General features: G+C 57.8%; 15 protein-coding genes and 2 tRNA genes. 2 read left to right on the plus strand and 15 right to left on the minus strand.

Annotated features, from left to right (window positions below):
- Positions 1 to 26 precede the first annotated feature (26 nt).
- The 14 genes from pnp to rlmE all read right to left on the minus strand — a co-directional run bounded on the left by pnp (position 27) and on the right by rlmE (position 14,865).
- Positions 27 to 2,144: a polyribonucleotide nucleotidyltransferase gene (pnp, locus tag ABTW55_RS10955; protein ID WP_060422722.1), complete on the minus strand. Its 2,118-nt coding sequence runs from the start codon at positions 2,142 to 2,144 to the stop codon at positions 27 to 29.
- Between the two features lie 256 nt (positions 2,145 to 2,400).
- Positions 2,401 to 2,670, minus strand: coding sequence for a 30S ribosomal protein S15 (gene rpsO, locus ABTW55_RS10960; RefSeq protein WP_004933502.1), 270 nt, complete (start codon positions 2,668 to 2,670; stop codon positions 2,401 to 2,403).
- Between the two features lie 124 nt (positions 2,671 to 2,794).
- Entirely contained in the window at positions 2,795 to 3,739 is a 945-nt protein-coding gene (gene truB, locus ABTW55_RS10965) for a tRNA pseudouridine(55) synthase TruB (protein ID WP_033636823.1), read from the minus strand.
- Complete coding sequence (gene rbfA, locus ABTW55_RS10970; RefSeq protein WP_004933508.1) at positions 3,739 to 4,149, minus strand: 30S ribosome-binding factor RbfA; 411 nt, start codon at positions 4,147 to 4,149, stop codon at positions 3,739 to 3,741. Before rbfA ends, truB begins: the two co-directional genes overlap by 1 nt.
- Before the next feature lie 69 nt (positions 4,150 to 4,218).
- Positions 4,219 to 6,906: a translation initiation factor IF-2 gene (infB, locus tag ABTW55_RS10975; RefSeq protein WP_060422723.1), complete on the minus strand. Its 2,688-nt coding sequence runs from the start codon at positions 6,904 to 6,906 to the stop codon at positions 4,219 to 4,221.
- Positions 6,907 to 6,929: 23 nt separating this feature from the next.
- Positions 6,930 to 8,438 carry a transcription termination factor NusA gene (nusA, locus tag ABTW55_RS10980; RefSeq protein WP_019453340.1) on the minus strand — a complete coding sequence of 503 codons (1,509 nt, stop codon included), beginning with the start codon at positions 8,436 to 8,438 and terminating at the stop codon, positions 6,930 to 6,932.
- A 21-nt stretch (positions 8,439 to 8,459) separates the two neighbouring features.
- Positions 8,460 to 8,912 (minus strand): ribosome maturation factor RimP, encoded by a 453-nt coding sequence (rimP, locus tag ABTW55_RS10985; RefSeq protein WP_028127574.1) that lies wholly within the window; start codon positions 8,910 to 8,912, stop codon positions 8,460 to 8,462.
- Positions 8,913 to 9,129: 217 nt separating this feature from the next.
- A tRNA-Met gene (locus ABTW55_RS10990) sits at positions 9,130 to 9,206 on the minus strand.
- 60 nt (positions 9,207 to 9,266) lie between these two features.
- Positions 9,267 to 9,353 (minus strand) — tRNA-Leu (locus tag ABTW55_RS10995).
- A 68-nt stretch (positions 9,354 to 9,421) separates the two neighbouring features.
- Positions 9,422 to 9,757: a preprotein translocase subunit SecG gene (gene secG, locus ABTW55_RS11000; RefSeq protein ID WP_004933519.1), complete on the minus strand. Its 336-nt coding sequence runs from the start codon at positions 9,755 to 9,757 to the stop codon at positions 9,422 to 9,424.
- A 220-nt stretch (positions 9,758 to 9,977) separates the two neighbouring features.
- Positions 9,978 to 11,315: a phosphoglucosamine mutase gene (gene glmM, locus ABTW55_RS11005; protein ID WP_049233337.1), complete on the minus strand. Its 1,338-nt coding sequence runs from the start codon at positions 11,313 to 11,315 to the stop codon at positions 9,978 to 9,980.
- A gap of 4 nt (positions 11,316 to 11,319) precedes the next feature.
- On the minus strand, positions 11,320 to 12,156 hold the full coding sequence (folP, locus tag ABTW55_RS11010) for a dihydropteroate synthase (protein WP_060422726.1): 837 nt from the start codon (positions 12,154 to 12,156) through the stop codon (positions 11,320 to 11,322).
- A 91-nt stretch (positions 12,157 to 12,247) separates the two neighbouring features.
- Complete coding sequence (ftsH, locus tag ABTW55_RS11015; protein WP_004933529.1) at positions 12,248 to 14,179, minus strand: ATP-dependent zinc metalloprotease FtsH; 1,932 nt, start codon at positions 14,177 to 14,179, stop codon at positions 12,248 to 12,250.
- 56 nt (positions 14,180 to 14,235) lie between these two features.
- Positions 14,236 to 14,865 (minus strand): 23S rRNA (uridine(2552)-2'-O)-methyltransferase RlmE, encoded by a 630-nt coding sequence (rlmE, locus tag ABTW55_RS11020; RefSeq protein ID WP_004933533.1) that lies wholly within the window; start codon positions 14,863 to 14,865, stop codon positions 14,236 to 14,238.
- Positions 14,866 to 15,008: 143 nt separating this feature from the next.
- Here rlmE and yhbY point away from each other — a divergent pair, with 143 nt between their 5' ends.
- Positions 15,009 to 15,302, plus strand: coding sequence for a ribosome assembly RNA-binding protein YhbY (gene yhbY, locus ABTW55_RS11025; RefSeq protein ID WP_004933536.1), 294 nt, complete (start codon positions 15,009 to 15,011; stop codon positions 15,300 to 15,302).
- Between the two features lie 112 nt (positions 15,303 to 15,414).
- On the opposite strand, the gene greA is transcribed toward yhbY, so the two are convergent.
- A complete protein-coding gene (gene greA, locus ABTW55_RS11030; RefSeq protein ID WP_004933539.1) occupies positions 15,415 to 15,891 on the minus strand; it encodes a transcription elongation factor GreA in 477 nt (158 codons plus the stop codon).
- Between the two features lie 256 nt (positions 15,892 to 16,147).
- On the opposite strand from greA, the gene dacB reads away from it, so the two are divergent.
- A complete protein-coding gene (gene dacB, locus ABTW55_RS11035; RefSeq protein WP_060422730.1) occupies positions 16,148 to 17,581 on the plus strand; it encodes a serine-type D-Ala-D-Ala carboxypeptidase in 1,434 nt (477 codons plus the stop codon).
- Positions 17,582 to 17,588: the final 7 nt, after the last annotated feature.

The raw sequence follows: 17,588 nt of genomic DNA on the forward strand, positions 1-17,588 counted from the left end.
GGGGAGCTGTAAAACTATCTATACAGTTATTCTGCTTCAGGCGCAGGTGAACCCGCTTCCGGCGCCATCGCTTCTTTGATGCTCAGACGCACGCGGCCCTGACGGTCAACTTCCAGTACCTTAACCGGCACTTCCTGACCCATCTGCAGATAGTCGGTCACTTTCTCGACGCGCTTGTCGGCGATCTGAGAAATGTGTACCAGACCTTCTTTACCACCGCCGATAGCGACGAATGCGCCGAAATCAACGATACGGGTCACTTTACCCTGGTAGATACGGCCCACTTCGATCTCTGCCGTGATCTCTTCGATACGACGGATAGCGAATTTCGCCTTCTCCCCGTCGGTCGCAGCGATTTTAACTGTACCATCATCTTCGATTTCGATGGTAGTGCCAGTCTCTTCGGTCAGCGCGCGGATAACGGAACCGCCCTTACCGATCACGTCTTTAATCTTATCCGGGTTGATGCGGATAGTATGAATACGCGGTGCGAATTCGGAGATATCGCCGCGTGGGGTGCTGATAGCCTGTTCCATCACGCCCAGGATGTGCAGACGCGCGCCCTTGGCCTGGTTCAGAGCCACCTGCATGATTTCGCGGGTGATACCTTCGATTTTGATGTCCATCTGCAGCGCGGTGATACCGTCGCGGCTACCGGCCACTTTGAAGTCCATGTCGCCCAGGTGATCTTCGTCACCCAGAATGTCGGACAGAACCACAAAGTTGTCGGCTTCTTTCACCAGGCCCATCGCGATACCCGCAACGGCAGCCTTGATTGGCACACCGGCGTCCATCAGCGCCAGAGACGCGCCGCACACGGAAGCCATGGAAGAAGAACCGTTGGATTCGGTGATTTCAGACACCACGCGAACGGTGTACGGGAAATCTTCCGGTTTAGGCATCATAGCCAATACGCCGCGTTTCGCCAGGCGACCGTGACCGATTTCACGACGCTTAGGAGAACCGACCATGCCGGTTTCGCCCACGGAGTACGGAGGGAAGTTGTAGTGGAACAGGAAGCTGTCGGTCTTCTCGCCCATCAGCTCGTCCAGGTTCTGTGCGTCGCGCGCGGTGCCCAGGGTCGCGGTAACCAGCGCCTGAGTTTCGCCACGGGTGAACAGCGCGGAACCGTGGGTGCGCGGCAGTACGCCGGTGCGCACGTCCAGGCCACGGATCATGTCTTTTTCACGGCCGTCGATACGCGGCTCGCCACGCAGTACACGGCTACGCACCACGTTTTTCTCCAGGTTGCCCAGGATGTCCTGGATTTCGCCGGCGTCCAGCGTTTCGTCCTGCGCCAGCAGGGTTTCAACAACGCTGTCTTTGATCGCGTCAACCTGAGCGTAACGCTCTTGTTTTTCGGTGATGTGGTAAGCGTCGCCCAGACGAGCTTCGGCCAGTTCAGCCACGCGTGCTTGCAGCGCTTCGTTGACCACAGGCGCCTGCCAATCCCACTTCGGTTTGCCGGCTTCGGCAACCAGCGCGTTGATGTTTTCGATAACCACTTGCTGCTGGTCGTGGCCGAACACCACGGCGCCCAGCATCTGATCTTCGCTCAGCACGTCCGCTTCGGATTCCACCATCAGCACCGCGCCGGCGGTACCGGCAACCACCAGATCCAGACGGCTTTCTTTCAGCTCATCGGTCGTCGGGTTCAGCACGTACTGATCGTTGATGTAACCCACGCGCGCGGCGCCGATTGGGCCGTTGAACGGAATACCGGACAGGCTCAGGGCTGCGGAAGCACCGATCATCGCAACGATGTCCGGGTTCACCTGCGGGTTAACGGAAACCACGGTCGCGATCACCTGAACTTCGTTCAGGAAGTTGTCCGGGAACAGTGGACGGATCGGACGGTCGATCAGACGAGAAGTCAGGGTCTCGCCTTCGCTCGGACGGCCTTCGCGACGGAAGAAGCTGCCCGGGATGCGGCCGGCGGCGTAGGTACGCTCTTGGTAGTTAACGGTCAGCGGGAAGAAGCTCTGGCCCGGCTTGGCTTTTTTCTGGCCAACGACGGTAACGAATACGGCGGTGTCATCCATGCTCACCATAACGGCGGCGGTGGCCTGACGCGCCATCATACCGGTTTCGATGGTGACGGTATGCTGGCCATACTGGAATTTGCGAATGATCGGTGTCAGCAAAATTATATCCTTGATTAGCGGCGCGCAATCGCATTGACGACTCGACACGCCTGTGATTCGATTTGCCTTCTCACTACATCCTCGCGACTAATGACAATCCTTATCTCAGGCGGGAGATAAAGCCTCTCATTAGCCGCGCGAACCTCTGTAACGGAAGAACCTGTTTGGAAACATCAGTAATACATTAACCTGATTTGCTTATGCTTCCTAGAAGAAAGGGGCCAAAATAGGCCCCTTTCCACTGAAACTTGCTAGATTAGCGACGCAGACCCAGACGCTCGATCAGGCTGGTGTAACGTGCTACATCTTTACGCTTCAGGTAGTCCAGCAGCTTACGACGCTGAGAAACCATACGCAGCAGACCACGACGGCTGTGGTGATCTTTTTTGTGCTCGGAGAAGTGGCCTTGCAGATGGTTGATCTGCGCAGTCAGCAGGGCAACCTGAACTTCGGTAGAACCGCTGTCGTTAGTACCACGACCGAAATCAGCTACGATTTGAGCTTTAGCTTCAACACTTAGAGACATTGTAATACTCCAGATTATAGATAATAAAAACAGGCGCCGATCTCTAATTCAGCAACCCAATGCATAAGCTGCGCCATTCTACTCTTAGCGCAGTGCGATCGCAAGGCGACGCAGAGCCCCGCCGTTAGTCGAAATGCTCGACCACCAGGCGGCGTGGCGCCACGCGACCGTCCTCGGCGATGTCGCCAACGCCGATGAATTTTCGCTCTTCACCCTCGGTGATGCGCACCAGGCCGGAAGCCGGCGCACCGGCCACTTGCACCGGTTGCCCCTGCTTGACGTAGCCCGCCACCACCGGCAGCAAATTCACTTCCGGATAGTTCTCAACCGGGCTGTCCATCGGCATCAGCAGCGGATCGAGCAGCTCGCCGGGCGCGATCGCTTGTTCCTGCGCTTGCTCCAGCAGGGCGTTCAGCTGTTCCAGCGTCACCATGCGCGCGATCGGGTAAGTCGCCACCTGCAGGCGGCGCAGATAGATCACGTGCGCGCCGCAGCCCAGCAGCTCGCCGAGATCGTCGGTGATGGTGCGGATGTAGGTGCCTTTCGAGCAGTGGATCTCCAGCTCCAGCTCATCCCCTTCCCAACGGATAAACTGCAGCTCATACACCGTGATGCTGCGCGCTTCGCGCGGCACTTCAATGCCCTGGCGCGCATACTCGTAGAGTTTCTTGCCCTGGTATTTCAGCGCCGAATACATCGACGGCACCTGCTGGATATCGCCGCGGAAGGTGTCCAGCGCCGCGTCGAGCTGCGCCTGGGTGAAGTTCACCGGGCGCTCCTGCACGATCTGGCCGTCGGCGTCGGAGGTATCGGTACGCTGTCCCAGCTTGGCGATCACCCGATAGCGCTTGTCGGAATCGAGCAGATATTGCGAAAACTTGGTCGCTTCGCCCAGGCAGATAGGCAGCATGCCGGTCGCCAGCGGATCGAGCGCGCCGGTATGGCCCGCCCGGTTGGCGTTGTACAGGCGTTTTACTTTTTGCAGCGCATCATTGGACGACAAACCCTGCGGCTTGTCCAGCAACAGCACGCCGTGGATATCACGGCCGCGGCGACGAGGGCGACTCATTAATCCTCCTTGTCATCGCCTGAGGCGGAACGGCGCTCGGCGTCGTTCTTCACCACGTTGGTCACCAGGTTGGACATGCGCATGCCTTCCACCAGGGAGTTGTCGTAAGCGAAGGTCAGCTCCGGCACCACGCGCAGGCGCATCGCTTTGCCCAGCAGGGTGCGGATATAACCGGAAGCGTCCTGCAACGCTTTAATGCCGTTGGTGACCAGATCCGGATCGTGGTTCTCGGTCAGTACGTTCAGAAAGGTGACGTAAACCTTGGCATACGCCAGGTCACGGGACACTTCTACGCCGGAAACGGTCGCCATGCCGACGCGCGGATCTTTCACTTCACGCTGCAGAATGATCGCAATCTCTTTCTGCATCTCTTGCGCCACGCGTTGGCCGCGGCTGAATTCTTTTGCCATTTTGGATTCTCCAGACAAATCGGGGGGCACAAGGCCCCCCGTAAACAGATATAAGCAGATGTGCAATCGTTAAGCGATGGAGCGTTGGATCTCAATGATTTCGAACACTTCGATCATGTCGCCGACGCGCACGTCGTTATAGTTCTTAACGCCGATACCACATTCCATGCCGTTACGGACTTCGTTAACGTCATCTTTGAAGCGACGCAGGGATTCCAGCTCGCCTTCATAGATAACCACGTTGTCGCGCAGTACGCGGATTGGGTTGTGACGCTTGATGGTCCCTTCGGTAACCATACAGCCGGCGATAGCGCCGAACTTAGGCGATTTGAACACGTCGCGCACTTCGGCCAGGCCGATGATCTGCTGCTTGTATTCCGGCGCCAGCATACCGCTCATCGCCTGCTTCACTTCGTCGATCAGGTTATAGATCACGGAGTAGTAACGCAGATCCAGGCTTTCCGCTTCGATCACGCGGCGCGCAGAAGCGTCGGCACGCACGTTGAAGCCCAGGATGATGGCGTTGGAAGCCGCAGCCAGCGTCGCGTCGGTTTCGGTGATGCCACCTACGCCGGAACCGACAATCTTCACCTTCACTTCGTCGGTGGAGAGTTTCAGCAGCGAGTCGCTGATCGCTTCGCAAGAACCCTGTACGTCGGACTTCAGTACGATGTTCAGCTCGGACACTTCGCCGTCGGTCATGTTGGCGAACATGTTTTCCAGCTTGGACTTCTGCTGACGCGCCAGTTTGACTTCGCGGAACTTGCCCTGACGGTACAGCGCCACTTCACGCGCTTTCTTCTCGTCACGCACCACGGTCGCTTCGTCACCCGCTGCAGGCACGCTGGACAGACCCAGGATTTCCACAGGGATAGACGGACCGGCGGAGGTCACTTCACGGCCCAGCTCGTCGCGCATCGCACGCACACGGCCGTATTCGAAGCCGCACAGAACGATATCGCCCTTGTTCAGCGTACCTTCCTGAACCAGCACGGTAGCCACAGGGCCACGGCCTTTATCCAGGAAGGACTCGATCACCACGCCGCTCGCCATGCCGCTGCGAACTGCTTTCAGTTCCAGAACTTCGGCCTGCAGCAGGATAGCCTGCAGCAGTTCGTCGATACCGGTACCGGCTTTCGCGGACACGTGGACGAACTGCGCTTCGCCGCCCCACTCTTCCGGCATAACGCCGTACTGAGACAGTTCCTGCTTAACGCGGTCCGGATCGGCTTCCGGCTTGTCGATTTTATTCACCGCAACCACCAACGGCACCTGCGCCGCTTTCGCGTGCTGGATAGCTTCGATGGTCTGTGGCATCACGCCGTCGTCGGCCGCCACTACCAGCACCACGATGTCAGTCGCCTGAGCACCGCGAGCACGCATCGAGGTAAACGCGGCGTGGCCCGGGGTATCCAGGAAGGTGATCATGCCGTTCTCGGTTTCTACGTGGTAGGCACCGATGTGCTGGGTAATGCCGCCGGCTTCGCCCGCCGCCACTTTGGTGGAGCGGATGTAGTCCAGCAGAGAGGTTTTACCGTGGTCAACGTGGCCCATGATGGTCACGACCGGCGCGCGCGGCTCGGCCGCAGCGCCCGTATCACGGTCGCTCATCAGCGCTTCTTCCAGCTCGTTTTCACGACGCAGGATAACTTTGTGGCCCATCTCTTCGGCAACCAGCTGTGCGGTTTCCTGGTCGATAACCTGGTTGATGGTGGCCATGGCGCCCAGCTTCATCATCACTTTGATGACCTGAGAACCTTTTACCGCCATCTTGTTGGCCAGCTCGGCCACGGTGATGGTTTCGCCGATCACCACGTCACGGTTAACCACCTGCGCCGGCTTGTTGAAGCCCTGCTGCAGAGCGCTAGGCTTGCGTTTGCCTTTACCGCCACGGGTAACGGCACGCGCTTCTTCGCGATCCGCTTTGGATTCGGACAGCTTGTTGCCTTTCTTCTGCTTGGTGGCTTTGCCGCCGCGGGTGCGGCTACGACGATCGCCTTCAACTTTGGCGTCGTTTTCGTCTTCCGCGGCGCGGGCGTGCTGAGAGGTGGTCACGTGATAGTCGGCGCTTTCAACCGCGGCGCTTGCCGCGTCTGCCTGGGCCCACTTCTCGCCGTTCTCTTCGGCCATGCGACGGGCTTCTTCCGCCACGCGCTTGGCTTCCTCTTCAACCTTGCGGCGCACTTCCTCTTCCGCTTTGCGTTTCAGTTCAGCGGCTTCGGCTTCACGGCGTGCTTTTTCCGCCTGAGCTGGCTTGGTCATTTCGTCGGTATGTTGATTGGTCACTTTTTCTTTTTCCGCTGAATTACGCTTAGCAATCTCCGCGGCCTCACGTTTGGCTTGCTCTTCGGCTGCGCGCTTCGCTTCCGCTTCGCGTTTTGCGAGCTCTTCCGCTTCGCGCCGTGCCTGCTCTTCCGCTTCACGCTGTGCCTGCTCTGCCGCTTCAGCCAACTGGGCTTCCTGCGTATCGCGATTTACATAAGTGCGTTTCTTGCGGACCTCAATTTGCACCGATTTACTTTTACCGCCGGTGCTCGGGATATTCAAGGTGCTGCGCGTTTTGCGCTGCAAAGTGAGTTTACCCGGCGCGCTGCCGTGTTCACGGTTCAGGTGCGCCAGCAATGTTTCTTTTTCTTGCTGGGTAACAGAGTCCGACTCGGACTTGTTGATCCCTGCATCAGCAAACTGCTGTACCAGGCGATCAACCGGGGTCTGAATCTCTGCTGCCAGCGATTTTACGGTTACATCTGTCGTCATGCTGTTCCTTCCTGCTACAGTTATTACGCGTTGTCGCCAAACCAACAGATATTGCGTGCAGCCATGATCAGCTCGCCGGCTTGCTCGTCGCTAAGCCCTTCAATATCAGCCAGATCGTCAACACCCTGCTCGGCAAGATCTTCCAGCGTACAAACCCCACGCGCGGCCAGTTTAAAGGCCATGCTGCGCTCAAGACCCGGCAGGTTGAGCAAATCGTCGGCCGGTTTGTTGTCGCCCAGGCTTTCTTCTTGTGCCAGGGCCAGCGTGGTCAATGCAGCTTTGGCGCGTTCGCGCAATGCTTCAACCGTATCTTCATCCAGACCGTCGATTTCCAACAGCTCTTTGATCGGCACGTAGGCCAGCTCTTCCAGCGTGGAGAAGCCTTCTTCAACCAGTACGGTGGCGAAATCTTCGTCGATATCAAGATACTTGGTGAAGGTATCAATAGCGGCATGAGCCTCGGCCTGGTGCTTGGCCTGCAGGTCGTCCGCCGTCATCACGTTCAGTTCCCAACGATCGTCGCCGCGGTGTTGTTTCAGCAGCTGGGAAGCCAAACGCACGTTTTGGCCGTTACGGCCGATCGCCTGCGCCAGGTTGCTGGCTTCAACGGCGATATCCATGGTGCAGTTATCTTCGTCTACCACGATCGACGCGACGTCGGCCGGCGCCATGGCGTTGATGACGAATTGCGCTGGGTTATCATCCCACAGGATGATGTCAATGCGTTCGCCGCCGAGCTCGCTCGACACGGCCTGAACGCGCGCACCGCGCATACCTACGCAGGCGCCGACCGGGTCGATGCGCTTGTCGTTGGTTTTCACTGCAATTTTCGCGCGGGAGCCTGGATCGCGGGCTGCCGCTTTAATTTCAATCACTTCTTCGCCGATTTCCGGCACTTCGATGCGGAACAGTTCTTTCAGCATTTCCGAGCTGGAACGGCTGACGAACAGTTGCGCGCCGCGAGCTTCAGGACGCACGGCGTACAGTACGCCGCGAATGCGGTCGCCCGGACGGAAGTTTTCGCGCGGCAGCATGTCTTCACGGCCAATCACCGCTTCGGCGTTGTTGCCCAGATCCAGCGCGATGCTGTCACGGTTCACTTTCTTCACCACGCCGGTGACGATCTCACCTTCGTGTTCACGGAAAGCGTCAACCACCATCGCACGCTCGGCTTCGCGCACTTTCTGCACGATAACCTGCTTGGCGGTTTGGGTGGTGATGCGGTCGAAGGTCACGGATTCGATCTGATCTTCGACGTAGCCGCCGAGCTCGATGCTCGGATCCTCAAACTGAGCGGCTTCCAGCGTGATTTCACGCGTTGGCTGCGTCACTTCGTCTACGGCGACCCAACGGCGGAAGGTATCGAAATCGCCGGTTCTGCGGTCAATGCTGACGCGCACGTCGATTTCCTGCTCGTATTTTTTCTTGGTTGCGGTGGCTAATGCAGTTTCCAGCGCTTCGAAAATCTTCTCGCGCGGAAGGGATTTTTCATTGGAAACTGCTTCAACAACAGCCAGAATCTCTTTGTTCATCCTAGTTGCCTCTTCCAAACTTTAAAAGTGGGGTACCAGGTTCGCTTTCTGGATGTTGCTCAGCGCGAACACTTCATCTTTCCCTTCCACAGTAACCGTGATCATCTCGCCTTCGACAGACTTGATAATACCCTGCCACTTGCGACGGTTCTGTACCGCCATGCGCAGGACCAGGCTGACTTCTTCACCGAGGAAACGCGTATAGTGCTCTGCGGTGAACATCGGGCGATCAAGGCCAGGAGAGGAGACTTCCAAGTTGTAAGCGACCGTGATTGGATCTTCGACGTCCAATACAGCGCTGACCTGGTGGCTGACATCAGCGCAATCATCAACATTGATGCCGTTATCACTATCAATATAGATGCGGAGCGTCGATTGGCGCGCACGAATGAATTCGATGCCTACAAGCTCAAAGCCCAACGCTTCTACGGGTGCCGAAAGCATCTCTGTTAACTGTTGCTCTAATGTGGACAAGCCCACCCCCAAGACATAAAAAAAGGGCTAAATAGCCCAGTGATTCTGTTGCCAAATAACAAAAAACCCCGAAAAATCGGGGCTTTATGCAACTGGACCCTGTTTGCCGCTAGGCGGCCTCGGTACAACTTTCGAGCAAGTGTCATTTTCAAATGTTGATCGAGAAAAGCGGATTTCAATCGAAAAGTGTATTTGAAAATAAACACTTAAAGGAAAGTGGTTGCGGGGGCCGGATTTGAACCGACGACCTTCGGGTTATGAGCCCGACGAGCTACCAGGCTGCTCCACCCCGCGTCCGAAAACGTGGCAAATACTACGCCGATAATCGCAAAATTGCAAGTTATCTCTGGGATTTGGTACCGAGGATGGGACTCGAACCCACAAGCCCGTTAGGGCACTACCACCTCAAGGTAGCGTGTCTACCAATTCCACCACCTCGGTACTGATTCTTACTGCTAACGGCCGTTGTTCTTTCGAGTTCACAACCACCGTTTACAAACTTTTTCGGCTTACTGCGGGATATCGCTGCTCGGCTTGGCAGGTGCTGCCGGCGCGGTTGTCTGCTCAGTTTTCACTGGCTGACCCAGGTTTTCCCACTCGCTGCCTTTCTTGCTTTGGTTGCTGCTGAGGTTGCCCAGAATCAGGCTGATGACGAAGAACAGCGTCGCCAGCACAGCAGTCATGCGGGTCATAAAGTTACCGGAACCACTCGAACCGAACAATGTGCCTGATGCACCTGCTCCGAAAGAGGCTCCCATATCAGCGCCTTTACCTTGCTGCAACATAATCAGAGCAACCAGCCCGATTGAAATCAGCAGGAAAATTACCAGAAGAGCTTCGTACATAGTAGTACCCGTATCCTTGCGGCCTCACCGCATGCCAAATGCTTCACACTCATCAAGCAGGCGTTTTTATAAACTGCCTACTGAAGCGGGTGTGAATACTAACCAAAGCCGCCAACCCGCGCAAGGGCAATTTGCAGCCGCCGGCGCGTTTGCGGAAAAAAACGCCAACAATCGCCTATTCGGGCTCAGCTGTGCCGAGCCCGATGGCTAACTGTCTGTTTTAACCGGCGGATTTCACCGCATCGGCAATGCGATGCGCCAGCGCGGTCACCTGCTGCTCGTCCTCGCCTTCCACCATTACGCGGATCAGCGGCTCGGTGCCCGATTTGCGCAGCAGCACCCGGCCGCGGCCAGCCAGTTCGGCTTCCACCTGCTCGGTGACTTTACGCACCGCTTCAGACTCCAGCGGATTGTGATCGCCGGCGAAGCGCACGTTGACCAGGATCTGCGGCAGCAGCTTCATGCCGCTGCACAGGTCGTGCAGGGTCATGTGGTTGCGCACCATGGCGGTCAGCACCTGCAGCCCAGCCACGATGCCGTCGCCGGTGGTGGTTTTGTCCAGCAGGATCACATGGCCGGAGTTTTCCGCACCGATGCGCCAGCCCAGCTCCTGCAGCTTCTCCAACACATAGCGGTCGCCCACTTTGGCGCGAGCGAACGGAATACCCAGCTGTTTCAGCGCCAGCTCCAGCCCCATATTGCTCATCAAGGTGCCGACCGCACCACCGCGTAGTTGCCCCTGACGCAGGCCTTCGCGGGCGATGATGTACAGGATCTGATCGCCATCCACCTTGTTGCCCAGGTGATCCACCATCATCACGCGGTCGCCGTCGCCGTCAAACGCCAGGCCCACGTGCGCTTTTTCCTGCAGCACGCGCTCCTGCAGCTGACGCACGTCGGTAGCGCCGCACTTCTCGTTGATGTTCATGCCGTCCGGCTCAACGCCGATGGCGATCACCGTGGCGCCCAGCTCGCGCAGCACGCTCGGTGCGATGTGGTAGGTCGCCCCGTTGGCGCAGTCGACCACGATTTTCAGCCCCTTCAGGCTCAGCTCGCTCGGGAAGGTGCCTTTGCAGAATTCGATATAGCGGCCGGCGGCGTCGATGATGCGGCTGGCTTTACCCAGCTCGGCGGACTCCACGCAGGTCAGCGGCTTTTCCATCTCGGCTTCGATAGCTTCTTCGACGTTGTCCGGCAGCTTGGCGCCGTCGATCGAGAAGAACTTGATGCCGTTGTCATAGAACGGGTTATGAGAAGCGGAAATGACGATGCCCGCTTCTGCGCGGAAGGTGCGCGTCAGATAGGCCACCGCCGGGGTGGGCATCGGCCCGGTGAAGGAGGCGGACAGCCCTGCGGCCGCCAGGCCGGCTTCCAGCGCGGACTCCAGCATATAGCCGGAGATGCGCGTATCCTTACCGATGATGATCTTGCGCGAACCGTGGCGCGCCAGCACTTTACCGGCCGCCCAGCCGAGCTTCAGCACGAAGTCCGGCGTGATGGGGCTGTCCCCGACCTTCCCACGGATGCCATCGGTGCCAAAATATTTGCGCTCGCTCATGTCTCTACTGTCCCTTAGCTGAAAGTGTTGCCTCGACGACACGCATCGCCTCGACGGTTTCTTTAACGTCATGCACTCTGACAATCTGCGCGCCCTGCATCGCCGCGATCACCGCGCAGGCAACGCTGCCGATCACCCGTTGATCCGGCGGCACGTTCAGCAGTTGCCCAATCATCGATTTACGCGACATGCCGACCAATAGCGGCAAACCGAAACGATGAAACTCCGACAACCGCGCCAGAAGCTGATAGTTGTGCGCCAAATTTTTACCGAAACCGAAGCCTGGGTCGAGCAGCAATTTCTGATTTGTTATCCCCGCCTCGTTACAGCGCCGGATATGGTGCTCGAAAAACGCCTGAACGTCGGCGATCAGATCGTCGTAGTGCGGCGCCTGCTGCATGGTGCGCGGCTGCCCTTGCATATGCATCAGACAGACCGGCAGCCCGCTTTCCGCCGCCGCCGCCAGGGCACCCCGCTCCTGAAGTGAGCGAATGTCGTTGATCAGGTGTGCGCCGGCGTGCGCCGATTCGCGGATCACGCCCGCTTTCGAGGTATCGACAGAGATAAAGACTTCAAAACGCTGCGCCAGCGCTTCCACCACCGGCACGACCCGTTCCAATTCTTCCTCTTCACTCACCTCTGCCGCCCCCGGCCTTGTCGACTCGCCGCCGATATCGATCATCGTGGCGCCGGCCGAAATCAGCGCATGCGCGTGCAGCAATGCCTGGTTCAGGGTGTTGTGGCGGCCGCCGTCGGAAAATGAATCCGGCGTCACGTTGAGGATGCCCATCACCTGCGGATGGGAGAGATTGAGCGTCATGTCGCGCACGGTTAACTGCATGGTTGGTCCACCTTACTGTTGCCTGGTTCACTGCCCGCCGGGCAAAAAAAACCCCGGCATGCCGGGGTTTGATGTTATTACACAGCCGCAATTACTTGTCGAGCTGTTCGGACATGGTGTTGCCCGGCGTTGGGGTGCGCGGCTCATCTACCGGCGTCGGGGCTTTCGGGGTGCCGCCGTTGTCGGAGCTGTTGCCTTTGTTCGCATCGTCCCAGCCCGCAGGCGGACGCACGTCTTTGCGGTTCATCAGATCGTCGATCTGCGGCGCATCGATGGTTTCGTACTTCATCAGCGCATCCTTCATCGAGTGCAGGATGTCCATGTTTTCCATCAGCAGCGAGCGAGCACGCGTGTAGTTACGCTCGATCAGCGACTTCACTTCCTGGTCGATGATGCGCGCGGTTTCATCCGACATGTGCTTCGCCTTGGCCACGGAACGGCCCAGGAACACTTCGCCCTCTTCTTCCGCATACAGCAGCGGCCCCAGCTTCTCGGAGAAGCCCCACTGGGTCACCATGTTGCGGGCGATGGAGGTCGCCACTTTGATGTCGTTCGACGCACCGGTAGAGACTTTCTCCGGCCCGTAGATGATCTCTTCCGCCAGACGGCCGCCGTACAGGGTGGAGATTTGGCTCTCCAGCTTCTGACGGCTGGCGCTGATCGCATCCCCTTCCGGCAGGAAGAAGGTCACGCCGAGCGCACGGCCGCGAGGAATGATCGTCACCTTGTGCACCGGATCGTGTTCAGGAACCAGGCGGCCAATGATGGCGTGGCCCGCTTCGTGATACGCGGTCGACTCTTTCTGCGCTTCGGTCATCACCATGGAGCGGCGTTCCGCACCCATCATGATCTTGTCTTTGGCTTTCTCGAACTCCACCATCGACACCACGCGCTTGTTGCCGCGGGCGGCGAACAGCGCCGCTTCGTTGACCAGGTTAGCCAGATCGGCACCGGAGAAGCCCGGCGTACCGCGCGCAATGACGGAGGCGTCGATGTCGGCCGCCAACGGCACGCGGCGCATGTGCACCTTCAGGATCTGCTCACGGCCACGCACATCCGGCAGCCCGACCACGACCTGACGGTCGAAGCGGCCCGGACGCAGCAGCGCAGGGTCAAGCACGTCCGGACGGTTGGTGGCCGCGATGACGATGATGCCTTCGTTGCCTTCGAAACCGTCCATCTCAACCAGCATCTGGTTCAGGGTCTGTTCGCGCTCATCGTGACCGCCACCCAGGCCGGCGCCACGCTGGCGACCGACGGCGTCGATTTCATCGATGAAGATGATGCACGGCGCGGCTTTCTTCGCTTGCTCGAACATGTCGCGCACGCGGGATGCACCCACACCGACGAACATTTCGACGAAGTCGGAACCGGAAATGGTGAAGAACGGCACCTTCGCTTCGCCGGCGATCGCTTTCGCCAACAGCGTTTTACCGGTCCCCGGCGGGCCAACCATCAGCACGCCTTTCGGGATCTTGCCGCCCAATTTCTGGAAACGGCTCGGCTCGCGCAGGTATTCCACCAGTTCGCTCACCTCTTCTTTCGCTTCGTCACAACCGGCGACATCGGCGAAAGTGGTCTTGATCTGGTCTTCCGTCAGCATGCGGGCCTTGCTCTTGCCGAAGGACATCGCGCCCTTGCCGCCGCCGCCCTGCATTTGCCGCATAAAGAAGATCCAGACCCCGATCAGCAACAGCATCGGGAACCAGGAGATAAAGATAGAAGCCAGCAGGCTCGGCTCTTCAGGCGGCTCGCCGACAACTTTCACATTCTTCGTTAACAACGTATCCAGCAACTTAGGATCGTTGACAGGGATGTAGGTCGTGTATTTGTTACTGTCTTTCTTGGTAACGTTAATTTCACGTCCGTTGATTCGCGCTTCGCGAACCTGGTCCTGGGTCAGTTCGGACATGAAGGTAGAGTAATCCACCCTACGGCCATTCGACTCGCTGGGCCCAAAGCTCTGGAATACAGACATCAACACTACCGCGATGACTAACCAGAGAATTAGGTTTTTCGCCATGTCACTCAAGGGATTAACCTCATCTTACAACTGTGTTAACAAACAGCGTTAGGGTACTACAGTTTGCGCCCTGTCGCTACAATGTACACTTCGCGCGAACGGGCGCGGGAAGCGTCTGGCTTACGAATCTTAACCTTCGTAAACAGGGAGCGAATTTCCCGTAGGTACTCGTCAAAGCCATCTCCCTGGAACACCTTCACCAGGAAACTTCCGCCTGGTGCGAGGACATCCCGACACATATCCAGCGCCAACTCCACCAGATACATCGACCTTGGAATATCGACCGCCGGGGTGCCACTCATATTCGGGGCCATATCGGACATGACCACCTGAACCTTACTCTCGCCTACTCGTTCCAACAGCGCCTTCAGCACCAGTTCATCACGAAAATCGCCCTGAAGGAAATCGACGCCAACGATAGGATCCATTGGCAAAATATCACAGGCGATGATGCGCCCGGTACCGCCGATTTGGGTGACCACATACTGCGACCAGCCGCCCGGCGCGGCGCCGAGATCCACCACGGTCATGCCCGGTTTGAACAGTTTGTCGCTCTGCTGTATTTCATCAAGTTTAAACCAGGCGCGGGAACGCAGTCCCTTTTTCTGCGCCTGCTGTACATATTTATCGCTAAAGTGTTCTTGTAACCAGCGACTGGAGCTAGCCGAACGCTTTTTATTAGCCATCTCGTTTTCCAACTATCATAAAAAGAGTCTTATGTCAGGGTCGCTGCTCACGTAGACTCACACCGGTGAAGACCGATTTGGTGATATACATGAGATGGCGGTAGAATGTACCGTTTTCAATCCCAACTTAAGCAAAAAAGACAATGAATCTGAATAATAAACAAAAACAGCACCTGAAAGGCCTGGCGCATCCGTTAAAACCGGTGGTGATGCTGGGCAATAACGGTCTTACCGAAGGGGTGCTGGCTGAAATTGAACAGGCTCTGGAGCATCACGAGCTGATCAAGGTAAAAATCGCCGCTGAAGATCGCGAAACCAAAACCCTGATCGCCGATGCTATCGTGCGTGAAACGGGCGCCTGCAATGTGCAAGTTATCGGCAGTACGCTTATTCTTTACCGCCCGTCGAAAGAGCGCAAGATCAGTCTACCGCGTTAATAACCATCAGGTTAACGAAAAGGTGCCATGCGCCTGACCAAGATAAAAGGCCACTTGCGGCCTTTTTCCTATCTTTACAAAACGTTGGCGCATTAATGACCAACGGCCTCGATCAGAGATACTCAACCTTCAGGATCTCATACTCGACGTCGCCGCCAGGGGTTTTGATCACCACCACATCGTCTTGCTCTTTGCCGATCAGGCCGCGCGCCATCGGCGAGTTTACCGAAATCAGATTTTTCTTGAAATCGGCCTCATCGTCGCCAACGATGCGGTAAGTCACTTCTTCTTCACTGTCCAGATTCATCACCGATACGGTGGCGCCGAAGATCACTCGGCCGGTGTTCGGCATCTTGGTGATATCGATCACCTGAGCATTGGACAGCTTGGCTTCGATTTCCTGAATGCGGCCTTCGCAGAAACCCTGCTGTTCGCGGGCGGCGTGGTACTCGGCATTCTCTTTCAAATCGCCGTGCTCGCGCGCCTCAGCGATGTCCGCAATGATTTTCGGGCGGCGCACGCTTTTCAGATATTCGAGCTCTTCGCGCAGTTTTTCAGCGCCAAACAAGGTCATCGGAATTTGGTTCATCGTATAAATACCTCTAAATCTTTCCTGTTCAAATAACCGTCATCCTGACGTATTCGTATGAAAACACGGTTGGCATACCGCCACCCGCCTCCAGGCGACAAACAAAAGAAACCTGACTCGGAACGGAGCCCAAGCCAAGATCGGTTTTGCATTTTGATACGCATTTTAGCCTAGAGTTCCTTGAGGGTCATCGTTTACTTTTTCCCTGATTGCACCGTAGTATGACGGCACGTTATCCAGCTGTTATCCCGAGATTATGCGTTTTTCACGAATTGTCAGTGCATTGGCTTGCGCATTTGTTCTGAATGCGAATGCGGCCCCGGTTGAAGAGTACACACAATATCTGCCTGATGGGGCCAACCTTGCCCTGGTCGTTCAGAAAATCGGTGCCGGCGCGCCGACGATCGATTATCACTCTCAGCAAATGGCGCTACCGGCCAGTACCCAAAAAGTGCTGACGGCGCTGGCGGCATTGCTGCAACTCGGGCCCGATTACCGTTTCACCACCACGCTGGAGAGCCAGGGCGATATCCGCGACGGCGTGCTGCGCGGCAACCTGATCGCCCGCTTCAGCGGCGATCCGACCTTCAAACGCCAGAGCCTGCGCAATATGGTGGCCGTCCTGAAGAAACAGGGCGTGCGCCAAATCAGCGGCGACGTGCTGGTCGATACCTCGGTCTTCGCCAGCCATGACAAGGCGCCCGGCTGGCCGTGGAACGATCTGACGCAGTGCTTCAGCGCGCCGCCGGCCGCCGCCATCGTCGATCGCAACTGTTTCTCGGTCTCGCTGTACAGCGCGCCGAATCCGGGCGACATGGCGTTTATCCGCGTCGCCTCCTATTATCCGGTCAATATGTTTAGCCAGGTGCGTACCCTGGCGCGCGGCTCTGCAGACGCGCAGTACTGCGAACTGGACGTGGTGCCGGGCGAGCTGAACCGCTTTACCCTGACAGGCTGCCTGACGCAGCGCAGCGAACCGCTGCCGCTGGCCTTCGCCATCCAGGACGGTGCCAGCTATGCGGGCGCCATCCTGAAAGACGAACTGATCCAGGCCGGCATCCAGATCGACGGGCACTTGAAACGCCAGACGCGTCCCGGCATCACCGGCACGGTGATCGCGCAAACCCAGTCGGCGCCGCTGCACGATCTGTTGAAGATCATGCTGAAAAAATCGGACAACATGATCGCCGATACCGTCTTCCGCACCATCGGCCACGAACGCTTCGGCGTGCCGGGCACCTGGCGAGCGGGTGCCGATGCGGTACGTCAGGTGCTGCGCCAGAAGGCCGGCATCGATCTGGGCAACACCATCATCGCCGACGGCTCCGGCCTGTCGCGCCACAACCTGCTGGCGCCGGCGACCATGATGCATGCGCTGCAGTACATCGCGCAGCACGACAACGAGCTGAACTTCATCTCGATGCTGCCGCTGTCCGGCTATGACGGCACCCTGCGCTACCGCGGCGGCCTGCACGAAGCCGGCGTCGACGGCAAAGTGTCGGCCAAGACCGGCGCGCTGCAGGGCGTGTACAACCTGGCGGGCTTCATCACCACCGCCAGCGGCCAGCGCATGGCCTTCGTGCAGTATCTCTCCGGCTACGCCGTGCCGCCGGAGGATCAGAAACAGCGCCGCGCGCCGCTGGTGCGTTTCGAAAGCCGCCTGTATCGGGATATTTACCAAAACAACTGAGGATCAT

Source organism: Serratia sp. SM04 (genome assembly GCF_040280225.1).
Lineage (GTDB): Bacteria > Pseudomonadota > Gammaproteobacteria > Enterobacterales > Enterobacteriaceae > Serratia > Serratia sarumanii.